The organism is Nocardioides turkmenicus, from assembly GCF_011045035.1.
In the GTDB taxonomy this organism is placed as follows: Bacteria; Actinomycetota; Actinomycetes; order Propionibacteriales; family Nocardioidaceae; genus Nocardioides; species Nocardioides turkmenicus.
Window position 1 is genome coordinate 1 of record NZ_JAALAA010000039.1, and the last position, 13504, is coordinate 13504.

Genomic DNA, 13504 nt, shown 5'->3' on the forward strand with positions numbered 1-13504 from the left:
CGCCCTGCTAGCCCCCGCCTCCCTGCCCGCCGGCCTCACCGCCCGCGAGGCCGAGGTCCTCCGCCTCGTCGCCTCCGGCCGAAGCAACGCCCAGATCGCCGCCGACCTGGTCCTCAGCGAGAAGACCGTCGCCCGCCATCTCTCGAACATCTTCACCAAGCTCGACGTACGCTCCCGCACCGCCGCCACGGCCTTCGCTTTCGAGCACGGCGTGGTGTGAGGCCAGGGAACTCGAGCAGCCAATTTGGCGAGGTGCCTCGAGGCAAGCTGCGGCATGCTGCCAAGGTGCCGTTGTTCAGCCCGAAGTGCCCCGTCTCCGAGAAGGCCCGTGACTGGGTCGAGACATCGGTCGACTGGCTGCGCGCGGAGTTCGGCGACACCGCCCTGTTCGGCGAGGTGCTCGTGCCGAGCTCCGTCCTCTCCCTCTGGTCGGGCAGCGAGCTGACCGATGCCGAGCGGGTGCTGGAGCTGATCTGCGCCCGGATGGACGCGCCACGCGCCTCGATCGATCTGCGTCTCACCGAGGACGAGGCCGACCCGAGCCTCGGTGGAACGGTGCCGTTGGCCAGCCAGTGGAGCGGCGACGCCGGTCACTACCGCCGCGACGGCGATCGATTCGTGGTCGCGGTCAGCCGCGGCGAGCTGAGGTCCCCGGTCTCGCTCACCGCGACACTTGCGCATGAAGTCGGCCATGTCCGTCTTCTCGGCGAGAACCGGATCTCACCCGACCAGTACGACCAGGAGCAGCTCACCGATCTCATCACGGTCGTCTTCGGCCTGGGCGTATTCACCGCCAACGCAGCGTTCGACTACCACCAGGACAGCACCGGCTGGCGCACCCAGCGTCTCGGGTACCTGGGCGAGCAGCTGCTCGGCTACGCCCTGGCGTACGTTGCTCACTCTCGTGGCGAGCAGGCCCCCGCATGGGCGGCGCATCTGGACACGAATCCCCGCGCCTACATGAAACAAGGCCTGCGATATCTGAAAGCGCGTGGCTCCTGAGCATCACCGCTTCCTCGCCTGACCTGGGGTGAGCAGCGATTATCGCGTATGCGCTTGCGGCCGAACGCCTGAAGTGCCGACACGCGGCCGGTCCGCCACCAACAACGCGTCCGACATCCGAGGTAGCCCCGAAAGGAGTTCGATCTGGTGGCAGATCCGTGCTGGCAGCCAGAACGAAACTGGCTCTGACCCGTTACCCAGGTCAGAGCCAGTCTGTTTCGGTCGGGCTGACAGGATTTGAACCTGCGGCCCCTTGACCCCCAGTCAAGTGCGCTACCAAGCTGCGCCACAGCCCGAAACTGCGAGTGGATTTCTCCGCTCGAAGCGATCCGAACATTACCGCACCGCGGCGCATGGCCTCCAATCGGTACCCCTACGGCGGGTCGTCGGCGGCGGCGAGGGCCTCGGCGGCCTCGTCGATGATGGCGCGCATGGCTTGCTCGGCTCCGGCGGGATCGCCGTTGCGGACGCACAGAGCTACCTTCTCGTGCAGCTCGATCGCGGTCGGGTTGGGCGTGGCGGGCATCAGGTGGTGGTGCGTACGTCCGGCGAGGAGCTCGGCGACGAGGTCGCCGAAGGCGGCGAGCATGTCGTTGCCGCAGGCGTTGAGCAGAACGCGATGGAAGGCGGTGTCGGCCTCCAAATAGGCCTCGAGGTCACCCGAAGCCGCGTGGACGACCATGTCGGCGACGGAGCGGGCGAGAGCGCCGTGGTGCTCGGGGGCAGCTCGCTCGGCGGCGAGGCGGGCGGCGATCGGCTCGAAGCCGCGCCGTAGCTCGGAGAGCGATAGCAGCTGCTCGCGCCGGCCCTCTCCGTCGAGGCGCCAGCGGATGACGAGCGGGTCGAAGACGTTCCACTCCTGACGCGGGAGGACGGTGATGCCGACGCGGCGCCTGGTGGCGACCAGGCCCATCGCCTGCAGCACCCGGATGGACTCGCGGGCGACCGGGCGCGAGACGTCGTACGTCGCCTGGATCCCTTCCAACGTCAGCACCGCACCGGGCGGCAGCGAGCCGGAGACGATCTCGCGCCCGATTGCGTCGCGGACGCTCTGGTGCAGTCGGTGCGTGGCCTCACCGCTCGAAGTCGTCACTGCGGCATCGTCGCACATCCTCGGCTCCGCGCAATCGGAATACTTAACATCACCTCGCCTTGCCAAACGGATGCCTTTTGATGCACGCTGTGACGCGTGACACAGAATCCGCTCCTCGTCGTCATGGGAGTCTCCGGCTCCGGCAAGTCGACCGTCGGCGCCGCGATCGCGCAGCGCCTCCGGGTCCCCTTCGCCGACGCAGACGACTTCCACCCGCCGGAGAACATCGCGAAGATGGCCTCGGGCCGCCCGCTCGACGACCACGACCGGCAACCCTGGCTGGAGACGCTCGGAGGCTGGCTAGCCCAGCACGAGCACACCGGTGCGGTGCTGAGCTGCTCGGCGCTCAAGCGCAGCTACCGCGATCTGCTCCACGGTCGTGCCCGTGGGCTCCGGTTCCTCCACCTCAGCGGCACCCCGGAGGTGGTCGAGGCACGCCTCGCCGCCCGCGCGGGTCACTTCATGCCGCCGTCGCTGCTGCGCTCGCAGTTCGCGACCCTCGAACCCCTCGCTCCCGACGAGCAGGGCACGACCATCGGCATCGACCAGGACGTCGATGCGATCGTCGACCGCTTCCTCGCCACGGTGTCCCCCACCTCGAACCTGACCAAGGAATCCGCATGAACATCCTCGCCGCCGCGACCGAGCCGGTCGCACCGGTCGCCTCAGGAGGCGTACTCCTCGCTGCCGCGCTCGCCGCGATCGCGCTGATCGTCGTCCTGATCACCTACGTGAAACTGCACCCGTTCCTCGCGCTGCTGCTCGGCGGCGTCGCCGTCGGCATGCTGTCCGGGCGCAACGTGATGGACGTGATCACCTCCTTCGGCGAGGGCTTCGGCGCGACCGCCACCAGCGTCGGCCTGCTGATCGCGCTGGGTGCGATGTTCGCGAAGCTCCTCTCCGACTCCGGCGGTGCCGACCAGATCGTCGACACGATCGTCGGCCGGTCCTCGGTCCGTACGCTGCCCTGGGCGATGGCGCTCGTCGGCGCGATCATCGGCCTGCCGATGTTCTTCGAGATCGGCCTGGTGCTGCTGATGCCGGTCATCTACCTGGTCGCGCGGCGCGCGCAGGTCTCGCTCATCACGGTCGGCATCCCGACCCTCGCCGGCCTCTCCGCGATGCACGGCCTGGTGCCGCCGCACCCGGGCCCGCTGGCCGCGATCGGCGCGCTGCAGGCCGACCTGGGCACGACGCTCGCCCTCGGCGTACTCGTCTCCATCCCGGTCATCATCGTCAGCGGGCCGCTGTTCGGCCGGCTCGCGGGCCGCTGGGTCGTGGTCGAGGCGCCGCACACCTTTGACGCCGCTCCGGTGACCGACACCACCGACGCTCGCCGCCCCTCCTTCGGCATCACGCTGTTCAGCGTCCTGCTGCCGCTGGTGCTGATGCTCGCCAAGGCGATCGTCGACATCGTCATCAACGACCCGGAGAACCGGGTCCAGCAGGTCTTCGACGTGATCGGCTACCCGCTCGTCGCCCTCACCATCGCGGTCATCGTCGCCATGTTCACCCTCGGCCGGGGTGCCGGGATGGACCGTCGCGGGATCGCCAAGACCGTCGAGCAGTCGCTGCCGCCGATCGCGGGCATCGTCCTCATCGTCGCCGCGGGCGGTGGCTTCAAGCAGTCGCTGATCGACACCGGCATCGGCACCCAGCTCGCCGAGTGGGCGCAGGGCTCCGGTGTCTCGGCGATCGTCCTCGCCTGGGTGCTCGCCGTCCTGATCCGTCTGGCCACCGGCTCCGCGACCGTCGCGACGATCACCGCGTCGTCGCTGGTCGTCGACCTGGTCGCCAACATGCCTGCCGCCGAGGTGTCCCTCGTCGTCCTGGCCGTCGGTGCCGGCTCGGTGTTCTTCTCGCACGTCAACGACGCCGGGTTCTGGCTGGTCAAGGAGTACTTCGGCCTCGACGTCGTGCAGACGATCAAGTCCTGGTCGCTGATGGAGACGGTGCTCTCCGTGTCGGGTCTGGTGTTCGTGCTGGCGCTGAGCCTGGTGATCTGACCGAGGTCCTGGCGAAACTGTCGGTGCTGTCCGACACAATCACTCCTGACACATGGATCACACCCACCACAGGAGCACACCGTGTCGGATACACCTTCCCCATCCAACACAGCCCCGACGACAGACCAGACCCCTGCCCCCGCCAAGCTCGACCCGATCTCTCGCAAGGGCACCCCGGCCCACCGCACGAGGTCGAAGCGGGAGGGCGCCGGGCGGCGCCAAGGGATGCCGGTGCAGGCGATCAGCCTCTCCGTGCCGGCATCCCTGGCGGCCCAGTGGAAGACCTACAGCCAGGAGGTCCCGCGGTCGCTGGTCGACGTGATGCTCGACGCCGTCGCGGCGACCCGCCCGCGGCTCCCGGTCCTCCTGCGGGCCCATCAGGCGGCGTTGCGCGAGAAGACCAGGCCCGTCTCCGACGGCACCTTCATGCGCACCGTCCCGCAGCCGAAACGCCTAGACGACCCGTACGTCACGATGCCCCTGCGCCTGCTGGCGACGAACGTCGACGTGCTCGATGCCATGGTCCACGAGATGGCCGCGGAGTCACGCTCGCAGCTGGTCGTGGTGGCGCTGGCGGCGTGGCTGGCCGACCGGCGGGCCGAGGAGCAGGTCTACGAGGAGCAGCTCGAGCTCGAGGTGCCCGAGGACCCGTTCGACCGTCCCTGAACGCGACGCGGGACGGGCCGCTCGGTGGAGCGGACCCGTCCCCGGACGTGACGTTCTCAGAGCACCTTGGTGCCGTACATCTCCCCCAGCGGGTCGGCGAGCAGCTCGAGGCGCTCGCCGTCGGGGCCCTTGAAGTAGATCGACGACTTGGACTCGACGATGTAGTCGATCTTCGCGTCGTCCAGCTTGGCGCGCAGGTAGTCCCACTTCTCGCGGGTCACCGAGATGGCGATGTGGTGCAGCCCGCCGAGCACCTCGGCGTACTCCCCCAGGTCGAGACCGGGAAGGGTGAAGAAGGCCAGCAGGTTGCCCGCGCCGACGTCGAAGAAGAAGTGGTCGGAGCCGGCGTAGTCGCGGTTCTCGAAGATCTCGGTCAGCGGGAACTCGAGGAGCCCCTGGTAGAAGTCGATCGACCGGCGTACGTCGGAGGAGAGCAGCGCGGTGTGGTGGATCCCGCGGGCCGTGCTGGCCGGGCGGTCGCCCTCCTCACGGAGGTACTCCTTCTTGATCCGCTCACGGTCCTTCGTGATGAAGTCCATGTCGATGCTCATCGCGCGCTCCTCATGCAGAACAGTCTAGTTTCTGCATCAACCGTTTGCCTAAGCAGGCAACCTCCCGGCGTCTGCGGTGCGTCATCAGTCACACCGGGCGGTGCCGACCTGCGCCGATGCGCGGTGATGGTGAAAGCGACAACTACAACTCGGTAAGGTGTACCTCATGGATGAGGTCAAGTGGCTCAGCAACGACGAGCAGGTCGCGTGGCGTTCCTGGCTCGCCGTCAACGCACAGCTCACCGCGCGGATGAACCGTGACCTCCAGGCCAAGAACGGCCTCTCCCTCGCCGACTACGACGTCCTGGTCAACCTGACCGACGTCCCCGACCGCTCCCTGCGGATGTACGAGCTCGGCGACAAGCTCCAGTGGGAGAAGAGCCGGCTCTCGCGCCAGGTGATGCGGATGGCGGCCCGCGGGCTCGTCGAGCGGCGCGAGTGCCTCGACGACCGCCGCGGGGCCTACGTCGACCTCACCCCGGCCGGCCTCGAGGCGATCCAGGCCGCCGCCCCCGAGCACGTGAAGCTGATCCGCCAGGTCATGTTCGACGCCTTCACCCCCGAGGAGGTCGCCGCCCTGACCAAGCTCTACCAGGGCGTGCTGGAGCGCCTCGAGGTCAAGCCTCCGACGGTCACCCCGGACGGCTCCGTCGCCTGAACCCGGCCCGGAAACGTAAGACAGGCCCGCAGGTCGCCATCCGGTGACCTGCGGGCCTGATTCGTTGCCGGACAGAGCCGGCTAGCGCTTGCGCTTCTCCCGGACGCGCTGCTGGAGCACGATCGGGGTGCCGACGAAGCCGAACTCCTCACGCAGCCGGCGCTCGATGAAGCGCTCGTAGGAGGCCTCGAGCTTGCCGCTGGTGAACAGGATGAAGGTCGGCGGCGCGGTCGAGGGCTGGGTGCCGAAGAGGATCTTCGGCTGCTTGCCGGAGCGGACCGGGTGCGGGTGCTCGGCGACGAGGCGGCCGAGGAACGAGTTGAGCGCGCCGGTGCCGACCCGCGTCTCCCACCCCTCGAGGGCCTTGTCGAGCGCCGGGACCAGCCGGTCGACGTGCCAGCCGGTGCGCGCGGTGATGTTGATCCGCGGCGCCCACTGCACCTGGACGAGCTCGCGCTCGATCTCACGGTCGAGCTGCCAGCGACGGTCCTCGTCGACGAGGTCCCACTTGTTGAACGCGATCACCAGCGCCCGCCCGGCCTCGCGCACGGTCTGCAGGATGCGGATGTCCTGCTCGGAGATCTTCTCGCCGCCGTCGATGACCAGCACGGCCACCTCGGCGCGGTCGATCGCGGTCGTGGTGCGCAGAGAGGCGTAGTACTCGTGCCCGCTCGACTCCTTGACCCGCTTGCGGATGCCCGCGGTGTCGATGAAGCGCCACTCGCGGCCACCGAGCTCGATCAGCTCGTCGACCGGGTCGACGGTGGTGCCGGCGACGTTGTCGACGACCGCCCGCTCCTCCTTGGCCAGCTTGTTGAGCAGGCTCGACTTGCCGACGTTGGGCTTGCCGACCAGGGCGATCCGACGCGGGCCACCGATCTCGGTGCCCTCGGGGAGCGGCGGCGGGTCGGGCAGCACCGCGAGGATCGCGTCGAGCATGTCGCCCGAGCCTCGGCCGTGCAGCGCGGAGACCGGCCAGGGCTCACCGAGCCCGAGGTTCCACAGCGCGGCCGCCTCGGCCTCGGTGCGCATGTCGTCGACCTTGTTGGCCACCAGCACGACCGGCTTGCCGGACTTGCGCAGGATGCGTACGACCGCCTCGTCGGCGTCGGTGATGCCGACCGTCGCGTCGACGACGAAGAGGACGGCGTCGGCCAGCGAGACCGCAATCTCGGCCTGGGCGGCGATCCGCTCGGCCAGGCCCTGGGCGTCGGGGTCCCAGCCGCCGGTGTCGACCAGGGTGAAGGCCTTGCCGTTCCAGTCGGCGTCGTAGGAGACGCGGTCGCGGGTCACACCGGGGACGTCCTGGACGACCGCCTCGCGGCGACCGATGATCCGGTTGACCAGGGTCGACTTCCCGACGTTCGGGCGGCCGACGACCGCCACGACGGGCAGCGGCCCGGTCGGGGTCTCGTCGGTCTCGTTCAGCTCGTCTCGTACGTCCTCGTACGAAACGTCGGGGTCAGTCATTGTTCTCCTCGCTAGGTAGCGGACCGGGCAATTCGCGACCGGTCAACGCCAGGGCATGGTCCTGTTGGACCTGCATGTGCTTCTGGAGCAAACCCGAGACATGCCCGACTTGTTCCCTGGTACGCGGCCAGCCTACGCGCTCGACCTGGAAAGGCTCGCCATAGACGATGTCGATCCGAGCACCTTTGTGCGGCAGCGACGAGACCCCGCCGCCCGGATCACGGCTGCCGATCATCGTCACCGGCACCACCGGGGCGCCGGAGGCGAGGGCGAGATAGGCGGCGCCGCGGTTGAACCGCACCAGGTCGCCTGCGCCACGGGTGCCCTCGGGGTAGATCCCCATCGCGTTGCCCTCGCGCAGCACCTTCAGCGCCATCTTCACCGCCGCCGGGTCGCTGCCGAACCGGTAGAGCGGGATCTGGCCCGCCCAGCGCAGGAACGGTCCGAGGAACCAGTGCTCGAACATCTCCAGCTTGGTCAGCGCGTGGACCGGCCGCGGCGTGAAGATCGCCAGCAGCGGGCCGTCGATGATGCCGATGTGGTTGGAGGCGAAGACGACCGGTCCCGTCGTCGGGATGTTGCCCGTCTCGTGCAGCCGGACGTCGTAGCGGCGCCGGATCAGCCAGCGCGACGGCCCGTTGAGATGGTTGAGCGGCCATCGGCTGGGGTGCCGGACCCCATCCGTGCGCGGAAGATCGTTCACTCCCCCGCCTTCTCGGCGAGGTCGACGACGAGGTCGATGACCTCCTCCAGCGTGTAGGGCGTCGTGTCGATGTGGGTGGCGCCCTCCGGCACCGCCGCACCGCCCTTGGTGGAGTCGATCTTGTCGCGGTTCTCCAGCGACGCGCGGACGGCCTCCGCGTCGGTGCCGCCCTCCTCGGCCGCGCGGCGCGCCGCGCGGGCGGCGGGGTCGGCGGTGACGTACAGCTTCAGCTCGGCGGCGGGCCACACGGCGGTGCCGATGTCGCGGCCCTCGACCACGATGCCGGAGCCGGCTGCCAGCGCCTGCTCGATCTCCTGCTGCTGCAGCGCGATCAGGCGGGCGCGTACCTCACGGACCGTGGCGACCGGGGAGACGGCGCCGTTGACCCGGTCGCTGCGGATCTCTACCGAGACGTCGACCCCGTCGAGGGCGATCGTGGGGGCGAGCGGGTCGGTGCCGGAGGTGATGACCGGCTTGCCGGCCGCCGCGGCGACCGCGTCGGCGTCGTGCACGTCGACGTCGTTGCTGAGCATCCACCAGGTCATCGCCCGGTACATCGCCCCGGTGTCGAGGTAGCGCATCCCGAGGCGGTCGGCGACCCCACGCGAGGTGCTCGACTTCCCGGAGCCGGAGGTGCCGTCGACGGCGATGACGATACGGGCGGGGTCGGTGGTGGGGTTGCTGCTGCTCACGGGCGGGAGCCTACCGGTGAGCGACCCAACCCCGAGACTCCAGAACCGACTGCATCCGATCGGCCGCGTCGTCGGCCACGATCAGCTCCATGACACCGACCGGTCGGCCCGGGTCGTGGTCGATGCGTACGTCCTCGATGTTGACGCCGCTCTCCCCCGCGTCGGCGAAGAGCCTGGCCAGGTTGCCGGGCTCGTCGGGGACCGTGACGTAGATGGTCGCCTGGGCCGTCTGCGGGCCGCCGTGCTTGCCCGGGATCGCCCGGGTGCCGGCCTGCCCCTCCTTGAGCAGTACGTCCAGGGCGGCCGCGTCGCCGTTGCCGACGGCCGCGATCATCTCGTCGAGCTGGGCGCGCACCTCGGTGAGCAGGTCGGTGACCGCGCGGGCGTTGCCGGCCACGATCTGGCCGTAGAGGCCCGGGTCGCCGGCGGCCACCCGGGTCACGTCTCGTACGCCCTGGCCGCTGAGGCTGAGGTGTCCCTCCGGAGCCACCGCGAGCCGGCCCGCCACCAGCGCCGCCATCAGGTGGGGCACGTGGGAGGTGCGGGCGACCGCCTGGTCGTGGTCCTCGGGGGTGAGGGTGAGTGGCACGGCGCCGCACAGCGAGGCGAGCTGCTCGACGAGCTCGGTGGCGCCCGGATCGGCCTCATCGTGCGGGGTGACGGCCCAGGGCCGCCCTTCGAAGAGCGTCGCCGTCGCGGCCAGCGGGCCCGAGCGCTCGCTGCCGGCCATCGGGTGGCCCCCGACGTAGCGGCGTACGTCTTCGGGACTGTGCTCGCGCACGTAGGCCAGCGGCGATGCCTTCACGCTGCCGACATCGGTGACGACCGCATCGGGGTTGTCGGCCAGCGAGCGCACGATCACCTCACCGAGATGCGCCGGCGGGACCGCGACGACCACGAGCTGTGGCGTATCGCCCGCCTTGCGGCGACGGCCGGCGCCGAGGCCGGAGGCCGTGCGTACGTGGCTGGCGACCGAGTCGCTCAGCAGCACCTCGAGCCCCGCCGCCGCACAGGCCAGCGCCACCGAGGTGCCGAGCAGGCCCACGCCGACGATCTCGACGGGGCCGCGGAGCGCTCGGGGGTTTGTCATGGGTCCAAGGCTACGAGACCGGGCTGGTCGAGCCCGCGCTCGCCGACGCGGTGAGACGGGCCGGTCTCGTCCCGGCGGGTTGTGCGATGGCACGCCCTGCGACCCAGATGTGCGATAGCGCGATGCGGCAGCGGCACATTCTTCGCAGAACTCATTGACAGCATGCTGTCAATATGACAGACTGCTGTCATGATGACGACCGAGCCCCGCGCAGTCCACCTCGCTCTCCCGGAGTCCATGTCCGACTGGGAGACCGGGCACGCCACCGCACACATCAACAAGCCCGACTGGCAGGCGCGGCCGGGTCGCTACCAGGTGGTCACGGTGGGACTCACCGACGAGCCCGTCACCACCATGGGCGGGCTCCGGGTCACCCCCGACATCACCGTCGACCAGGTCGAGCCGACCGACAGCGCGATGCTGATCCTGCCGGGCTCGGACACCTGGCACTCCGCGGACGACACCGCGCCGTTCGTCGACCTTGCGCGGAATTTCCTCGACACGGGGACGCCGGTGGCGGCAATCTGCGGCGCCACCTACGCACTGGCAGCCGCCGGACTGCTCGACGAGCGTGCGCACACCAGCAACGACCCGCGGTATCTTGCGATGAGCGGCTACCGCGGCGGCGACCACTACGACACCGCACGGACGGCCGTCACCGACGGCGACCTGATCACGGCGACCGCGACCCGGCCTGTCGACTTCGCCGCCGAGATCTTCAGCAAGCTCGGCCTGTACGAGCCGACCGTGCTCGAGTCCTGGCTGAAGCTCTACCGTGACAACGACCCGCAGGGCTTCTACGAGCTGATGGCGGTCCAGTGAGCAGCGCCGAGCAGGAGCTGCTGGCGAACGCCGCGATCACGAGCTTCCGCCTCAACGGCCAGTTCCTCGCGATCGCCGAGCAGCTGGCCGCGCCGTCGGGGCTGACGGCTGCCCGCTGGCAGGTCCTCGGCGCGGTGCTCTCCTCGCCGGCGACGGTCTCCGAGATCGCCCGGACCATGGGCATCACCCGGCAGAGCGTGCAGCGCATCGCCGATCTCCTCGTCGACCAGGCGCTGGCCGAGTACCACCCGAACCCGGCCCATCAGCGCGCGAAGCTGCTCTATGCCACCGACGCCGGACGCGACGCCGTCGCCAAGATCGGCCCGGGCCATGCCGCGTACGCCCGGCTCCTCGCCGAGAAGCTCGGCGCGGAGCGGCTTCGAGACGCGGTCGAGCTGATGGACGTGCTCTCACAGACGCTCGACGGGCTAGGCCTCCCCAACCAGGCACCGGGCCGGAACCGATGACGGCGAACGGCGCGCCGAGGCCGCGCCGTCAGGACGGCTGATAGCTCCCGAAGGACCAATGGTTGCCTTCCGGGTCGACGACGCTCCCGCCGCGACCGCCGTAGTCCTGGTCGACCATCGGCCGGTCCACGGTGGCGCCGGCGGCGAGCGCCTTGTCGAAGACGCTGTCGGGGTCGTCGGTGACGAGGTATGCGTTGGCACCTCCGGGTGATCCGACACCACCGCCCTCTCGGACCTGCCCGAACATCAGGCCGCCGCCCTCGGGCCAGAGCCACTCCGCGTGGTGCACGACGCCGTCCTCGCGGTAGGTCGCGTGCTCGACGAACCCGATCGCACTCAGCCACGTCATCATCGCCTCGGCGTCGTGGAACGCCATGCACTGCCAGTACTTCACCTTCGCTGCTTCACTCATGACCTCAGCCTTGCTCGGACGCACCATCGAGGTCTTGAACGAATGGGAACTCCTCCCGCAGCCAGGTCGTCGGCGTACACCCGGCGAACTCCTGCCACTCTCGCGTCAGGTGCGCTTGGTCGGCATAGCCGCAGACCGTCGCCGCCTGCGCCAGCGGCATCCGGCCGACCAGGCCACGGGACCGGTCGAAGCGCGCCAGCCGCTGGAACTGCTTCGGCGCGACCCCGGTCTCGGCGCGGACCAGGTCGCTGATCCTCCGGCGGCTGTAGCCGACGTCGTCGGCCACCTCCTGCACTCCCGCTCCCTTGGTCAGCAGCGCCAGCGCCCGCCCGACCTCCGCCCTCGGCCCAGGCTCGCCGTACCGCGCGAGCGCCCCGACCAGACTCGTCACCACCAACCGCTCCCACTGCCGCGGATCGGTCTCGGCCAGCTGCTCCGGGAGATGCCGTACGCCGCCGGGCGCCGCCACCTCGTCGAGATCGAGCAGCTCCCCGCGCCAGGCCGCCGCCGGCATCCCGAACAGCGCCCGCACCCCGGCGGTGGTCAGCCCCAGCTGGACGCCGCGCTGGTAGCCGCGGTGATGGATCGCCGCCGGCCGGGTGTGCAGCCCCGAGACCAACGACCATGCCGTCACCGGCTCGGCCTCGCTCCCCCAGGAGGTGACCAGGGGGTCGTCGACCGACAGCACGAACGTGATCTCGGTCGACGGCATCCCGCGGTGCACTCCCGGCGCCCCGAAGTCGATGTCGTAGGCGATCAACGAGGTGACGTAGGGCCTCAGGACCTCCGGCACGGTCATGCGTTCGATGGTGCCACGGTTGCTGCGGGTTGCCTATGCGCTATCGCCGCTGGCGAGGTGGGGTGTGCGATAGCGCTGAGCGTTGAGGGATGCGTTCACCACTTCACAGAAGCAGCCCGAGAGACGTACGCCTCCTTCACCGCCGCCACCAGATCGACGACCGGGACCCGTCGCTCGACACCGGCTCCGACGTCGCGCACCTGCACCTCACCCGCTTCCTCCTCGGTAGACCCGATGACCGCGATCAGCGGCTCGCGCCGACGCCGGGACTCACGGATCCGGGCACCGAGAGACCCGTCCGGATCCAGGCGCGGACGGAGGCCTTCGGCGACGAGGGCGCCGGCGAGCTCCCGGGCAGCCGGGTCCTGGGCCGGCGAGACCGGGAGCACGGCGACCTGAGTCGGGGCCAGCCACAGCGGGAGACGCCCCTGGTAGCGCTCCAGGACGGCCGCGGTGACCCGCTCCATGGAGCCGACGGTGCCGCGATGGACCATCACGACCCGCTTCCGGGAGCCGTCGGCGTCGTCATAGCTCAGATCGAAGCGCTCCGGCTGGTTGAAGTCGACCTGGACGGTGGAGATGGTCTCCTCGTGGCCGGCCGGATCGACGACCTGGAGGTCGAGCTTGGGGCCGTAGAAGGCGGCCTCACCCGGCGCCTCGACGACCTCGACACCAGCCTCGGAGGCTGCCTTCCTCAGTGCCTCCTCGGCACCGCGCCACTGCTCGGCAGAGCCCAGGTAGGCCGGCGAGGAGTCACGGAGGGAGAGACGTACGTAGTCGACCTGCAGCCCGAGGATCTCCTGGGCTTTCAGCGCCGACCGCAGTGCCTTCGCCGCCTCCTCGGCGACCTGGTCGGGGCGGCAGAAGACGTGGGTGTCGTCGAGGTTGATCTGGCGTACCCGGCTCAGCCCGGACAGCACCCCAGAACGCTCGGCGCGGAACATCGGGGCGAGCTCGTGGAGGCGCACCGGGAGCTCGCGGTAGGAGTGTGGGCGTGCCCGGTAGACCAGCGCATGGTGGGGACAGTTGGCGGGACGGAGGACCAGGTCCTCCTTCCACGCCGAACCCGACCC

The 13504-nt window shown here is 69.9% G+C and carries 17 protein-coding genes and 1 tRNA gene; 8 read left to right on the plus strand and 10 right to left on the minus strand.

The features are described from left to right. Both G5C66_RS25255 and G5C66_RS25260 read left to right on the plus strand, forming a co-directional pair. On the plus strand, window positions 1–220 hold a 220-nt coding region (locus G5C66_RS25255), incomplete at its 5' end, for a response regulator transcription factor (protein ID WP_165114513.1). Window positions 221–252: 32 nt separating this feature from the next. Beyond that, complete coding sequence (locus tag G5C66_RS25260; RefSeq protein ID WP_165114516.1) at window positions 253–1002, plus strand: hypothetical protein; 750 nt, start codon at window positions 253–255, stop codon at window positions 1000–1002. Window positions 1003–1224: 222 nt separating this feature from the next. On the opposite strand, the gene G5C66_RS25265 is transcribed toward G5C66_RS25260, so the two are convergent. Then, window positions 1225–1298, minus strand: a tRNA-Pro gene (locus tag G5C66_RS25265). A gap of 77 nt (window positions 1299–1375) precedes the next feature. Next, window positions 1376–2095, minus strand: coding sequence for a FadR/GntR family transcriptional regulator (locus tag G5C66_RS25270; RefSeq protein ID WP_338144322.1), 720 nt, complete (start codon window positions 2093–2095; stop codon window positions 1376–1378). Between the two features lie 123 nt (window positions 2096–2218). On the opposite strand from G5C66_RS25270, the gene G5C66_RS25275 reads away from it, so the two are divergent. From G5C66_RS25275 to G5C66_RS25285, 3 genes are all read left to right on the plus strand, one after another. Next, complete coding sequence (locus G5C66_RS25275) at window positions 2219–2719, plus strand: gluconokinase (protein ID WP_165114557.1); 501 nt, start codon at window positions 2219–2221, stop codon at window positions 2717–2719. Next, complete coding sequence (locus tag G5C66_RS25280) at window positions 2716–4101, plus strand: GntP family permease (RefSeq protein ID WP_165114522.1); 1386 nt, start codon at window positions 2716–2718, stop codon at window positions 4099–4101. The genes G5C66_RS25275 and G5C66_RS25280 overlap by 4 nt, the downstream gene beginning before the upstream one ends. An 81-nt stretch (window positions 4102–4182) precedes the next feature. Further along, window positions 4183–4767, plus strand: coding sequence for a hypothetical protein (locus G5C66_RS25285; RefSeq protein ID WP_165114525.1), 585 nt, complete (start codon window positions 4183–4185; stop codon window positions 4765–4767). A gap of 56 nt (window positions 4768–4823) precedes the next feature. On the opposite strand, the gene G5C66_RS25290 is transcribed toward G5C66_RS25285, so the two are convergent. Then, window positions 4824–5318, minus strand: coding sequence for a VOC family protein (locus tag G5C66_RS25290; RefSeq protein WP_165114528.1), 495 nt, complete (start codon window positions 5316–5318; stop codon window positions 4824–4826). A 166-nt stretch (window positions 5319–5484) separates the two neighbouring features. Here G5C66_RS25290 and G5C66_RS25295 point away from each other — a divergent pair, with 166 nt between their 5' ends. Continuing rightward, window positions 5485–5976, plus strand: a complete 492-nt coding sequence (locus G5C66_RS25295) for a MarR family winged helix-turn-helix transcriptional regulator (protein WP_165114531.1) — start codon at window positions 5485–5487, stop codon at window positions 5974–5976. A gap of 81 nt (window positions 5977–6057) precedes the next feature. On the opposite strand, the gene der is transcribed toward G5C66_RS25295, so the two are convergent. The 4 genes from der to G5C66_RS25315 are packed head-to-tail and all read right to left on the minus strand — an operon-like array spanning window position 6058 to window position 9931. Then, the gene (gene der, locus G5C66_RS25300; RefSeq protein ID WP_165114534.1) at window positions 6058–7446 is read right to left on the minus strand and encodes a ribosome biogenesis GTPase Der; all 1389 of its coding nucleotides are present in this window, start codon (window positions 7444–7446) and stop codon (window positions 6058–6060) included. After that, the gene (locus G5C66_RS25305; RefSeq protein WP_165114537.1) at window positions 7439–8149 is read right to left on the minus strand and encodes a 1-acyl-sn-glycerol-3-phosphate acyltransferase; all 711 of its coding nucleotides are present in this window, start codon (window positions 8147–8149) and stop codon (window positions 7439–7441) included. Before G5C66_RS25305 ends, der begins: the two co-directional genes overlap by 8 nt. Next, complete coding sequence (cmk, locus tag G5C66_RS25310; protein ID WP_165114540.1) at window positions 8146–8841, minus strand: (d)CMP kinase; 696 nt, start codon at window positions 8839–8841, stop codon at window positions 8146–8148. Before cmk ends, G5C66_RS25305 begins: the two co-directional genes overlap by 4 nt. Window positions 8842–8851: 10 nt before the next feature. Continuing rightward, window positions 8852–9931, minus strand: coding sequence for a prephenate dehydrogenase (locus G5C66_RS25315; protein ID WP_165114543.1), 1080 nt, complete (start codon window positions 9929–9931; stop codon window positions 8852–8854). A gap of 189 nt (window positions 9932–10120) precedes the next feature. Here G5C66_RS25315 and G5C66_RS25320 point away from each other — a divergent pair, with 189 nt between their 5' ends. Next, window positions 10121–10753, plus strand: coding sequence for a type 1 glutamine amidotransferase family protein (locus G5C66_RS25320; protein WP_206444552.1), 633 nt, complete (start codon window positions 10121–10123; stop codon window positions 10751–10753). Further along, the gene (locus G5C66_RS25325; RefSeq protein WP_165114546.1) at window positions 10750–11220 is read left to right on the plus strand and encodes a MarR family transcriptional regulator; all 471 of its coding nucleotides are present in this window, start codon (window positions 10750–10752) and stop codon (window positions 11218–11220) included. The genes G5C66_RS25320 and G5C66_RS25325 overlap by 4 nt, the downstream gene beginning before the upstream one ends. Window positions 11221–11248: 28 nt before the next feature. On the opposite strand, the gene G5C66_RS25330 is transcribed toward G5C66_RS25325, so the two are convergent. The 3 genes from G5C66_RS25330 to G5C66_RS26660 all read right to left on the minus strand — a co-directional run. Beyond that, complete coding sequence (locus G5C66_RS25330; RefSeq protein WP_165114549.1) at window positions 11249–11632, minus strand: VOC family protein; 384 nt, start codon at window positions 11630–11632, stop codon at window positions 11249–11251. 4 nt (window positions 11633–11636) lie between these two features. Continuing rightward, a complete protein-coding gene (locus G5C66_RS25335) occupies window positions 11637–12431 on the minus strand; it encodes a helix-turn-helix domain-containing protein (RefSeq protein ID WP_165114551.1) in 795 nt (264 codons plus the stop codon). Window positions 12432–12526: 95 nt separating this feature from the next. After that, the coding region (locus tag G5C66_RS26660) for an aminoacyl--tRNA ligase-related protein (RefSeq protein WP_165114554.1) at window positions 12527–13504 on the minus strand (978 nt) is incomplete at its 5' end.

Excerpts from the sequence above, each read along its gene's own strand:
- G5C66_RS25280 (WP_165114522.1), top strand. The coding sequence starts at position 2,716 with ATGAACATCCTCGCCGCCGCGACCGAGCCGGTCGCACCGGTCGCCTCA.
- der (WP_165114534.1), bottom strand. The coding sequence starts at position 7,446 with ATGACTGACCCCGACGTTTCGTACGAGGACGTACGAGACGAGCTGAAC.
- G5C66_RS25330 (WP_165114549.1), bottom strand. The coding sequence starts at position 11,632 with ATGAGTGAAGCAGCGAAGGTGAAGTACTGGCAGTGCATGGCGTTCCAC.
- G5C66_RS25320 (WP_206444552.1), top strand. The coding sequence starts at position 10,121 with ATGATGACGACCGAGCCCCGCGCAGTCCACCTCGCTCTCCCGGAGTCC.
- G5C66_RS25290 (WP_165114528.1), bottom strand. The coding sequence starts at position 5,318 with ATGAGCATCGACATGGACTTCATCACGAAGGACCGTGAGCGGATCAAG.
- G5C66_RS25315 (WP_165114543.1), bottom strand. The coding sequence starts at position 9,931 with ATGACAAACCCCCGAGCGCTCCGCGGCCCCGTCGAGATCGTCGGCGTG.
- G5C66_RS25295 (WP_165114531.1), top strand. The coding sequence starts at position 5,485 with ATGGATGAGGTCAAGTGGCTCAGCAACGACGAGCAGGTCGCGTGGCGT.
- G5C66_RS25275 (WP_165114557.1), top strand. The coding sequence starts at position 2,219 with ATGGGAGTCTCCGGCTCCGGCAAGTCGACCGTCGGCGCCGCGATCGCG.
- G5C66_RS25335 (WP_165114551.1), bottom strand. The coding sequence starts at position 12,431 with ATGACCGTGCCGGAGGTCCTGAGGCCCTACGTCACCTCGTTGATCGCC.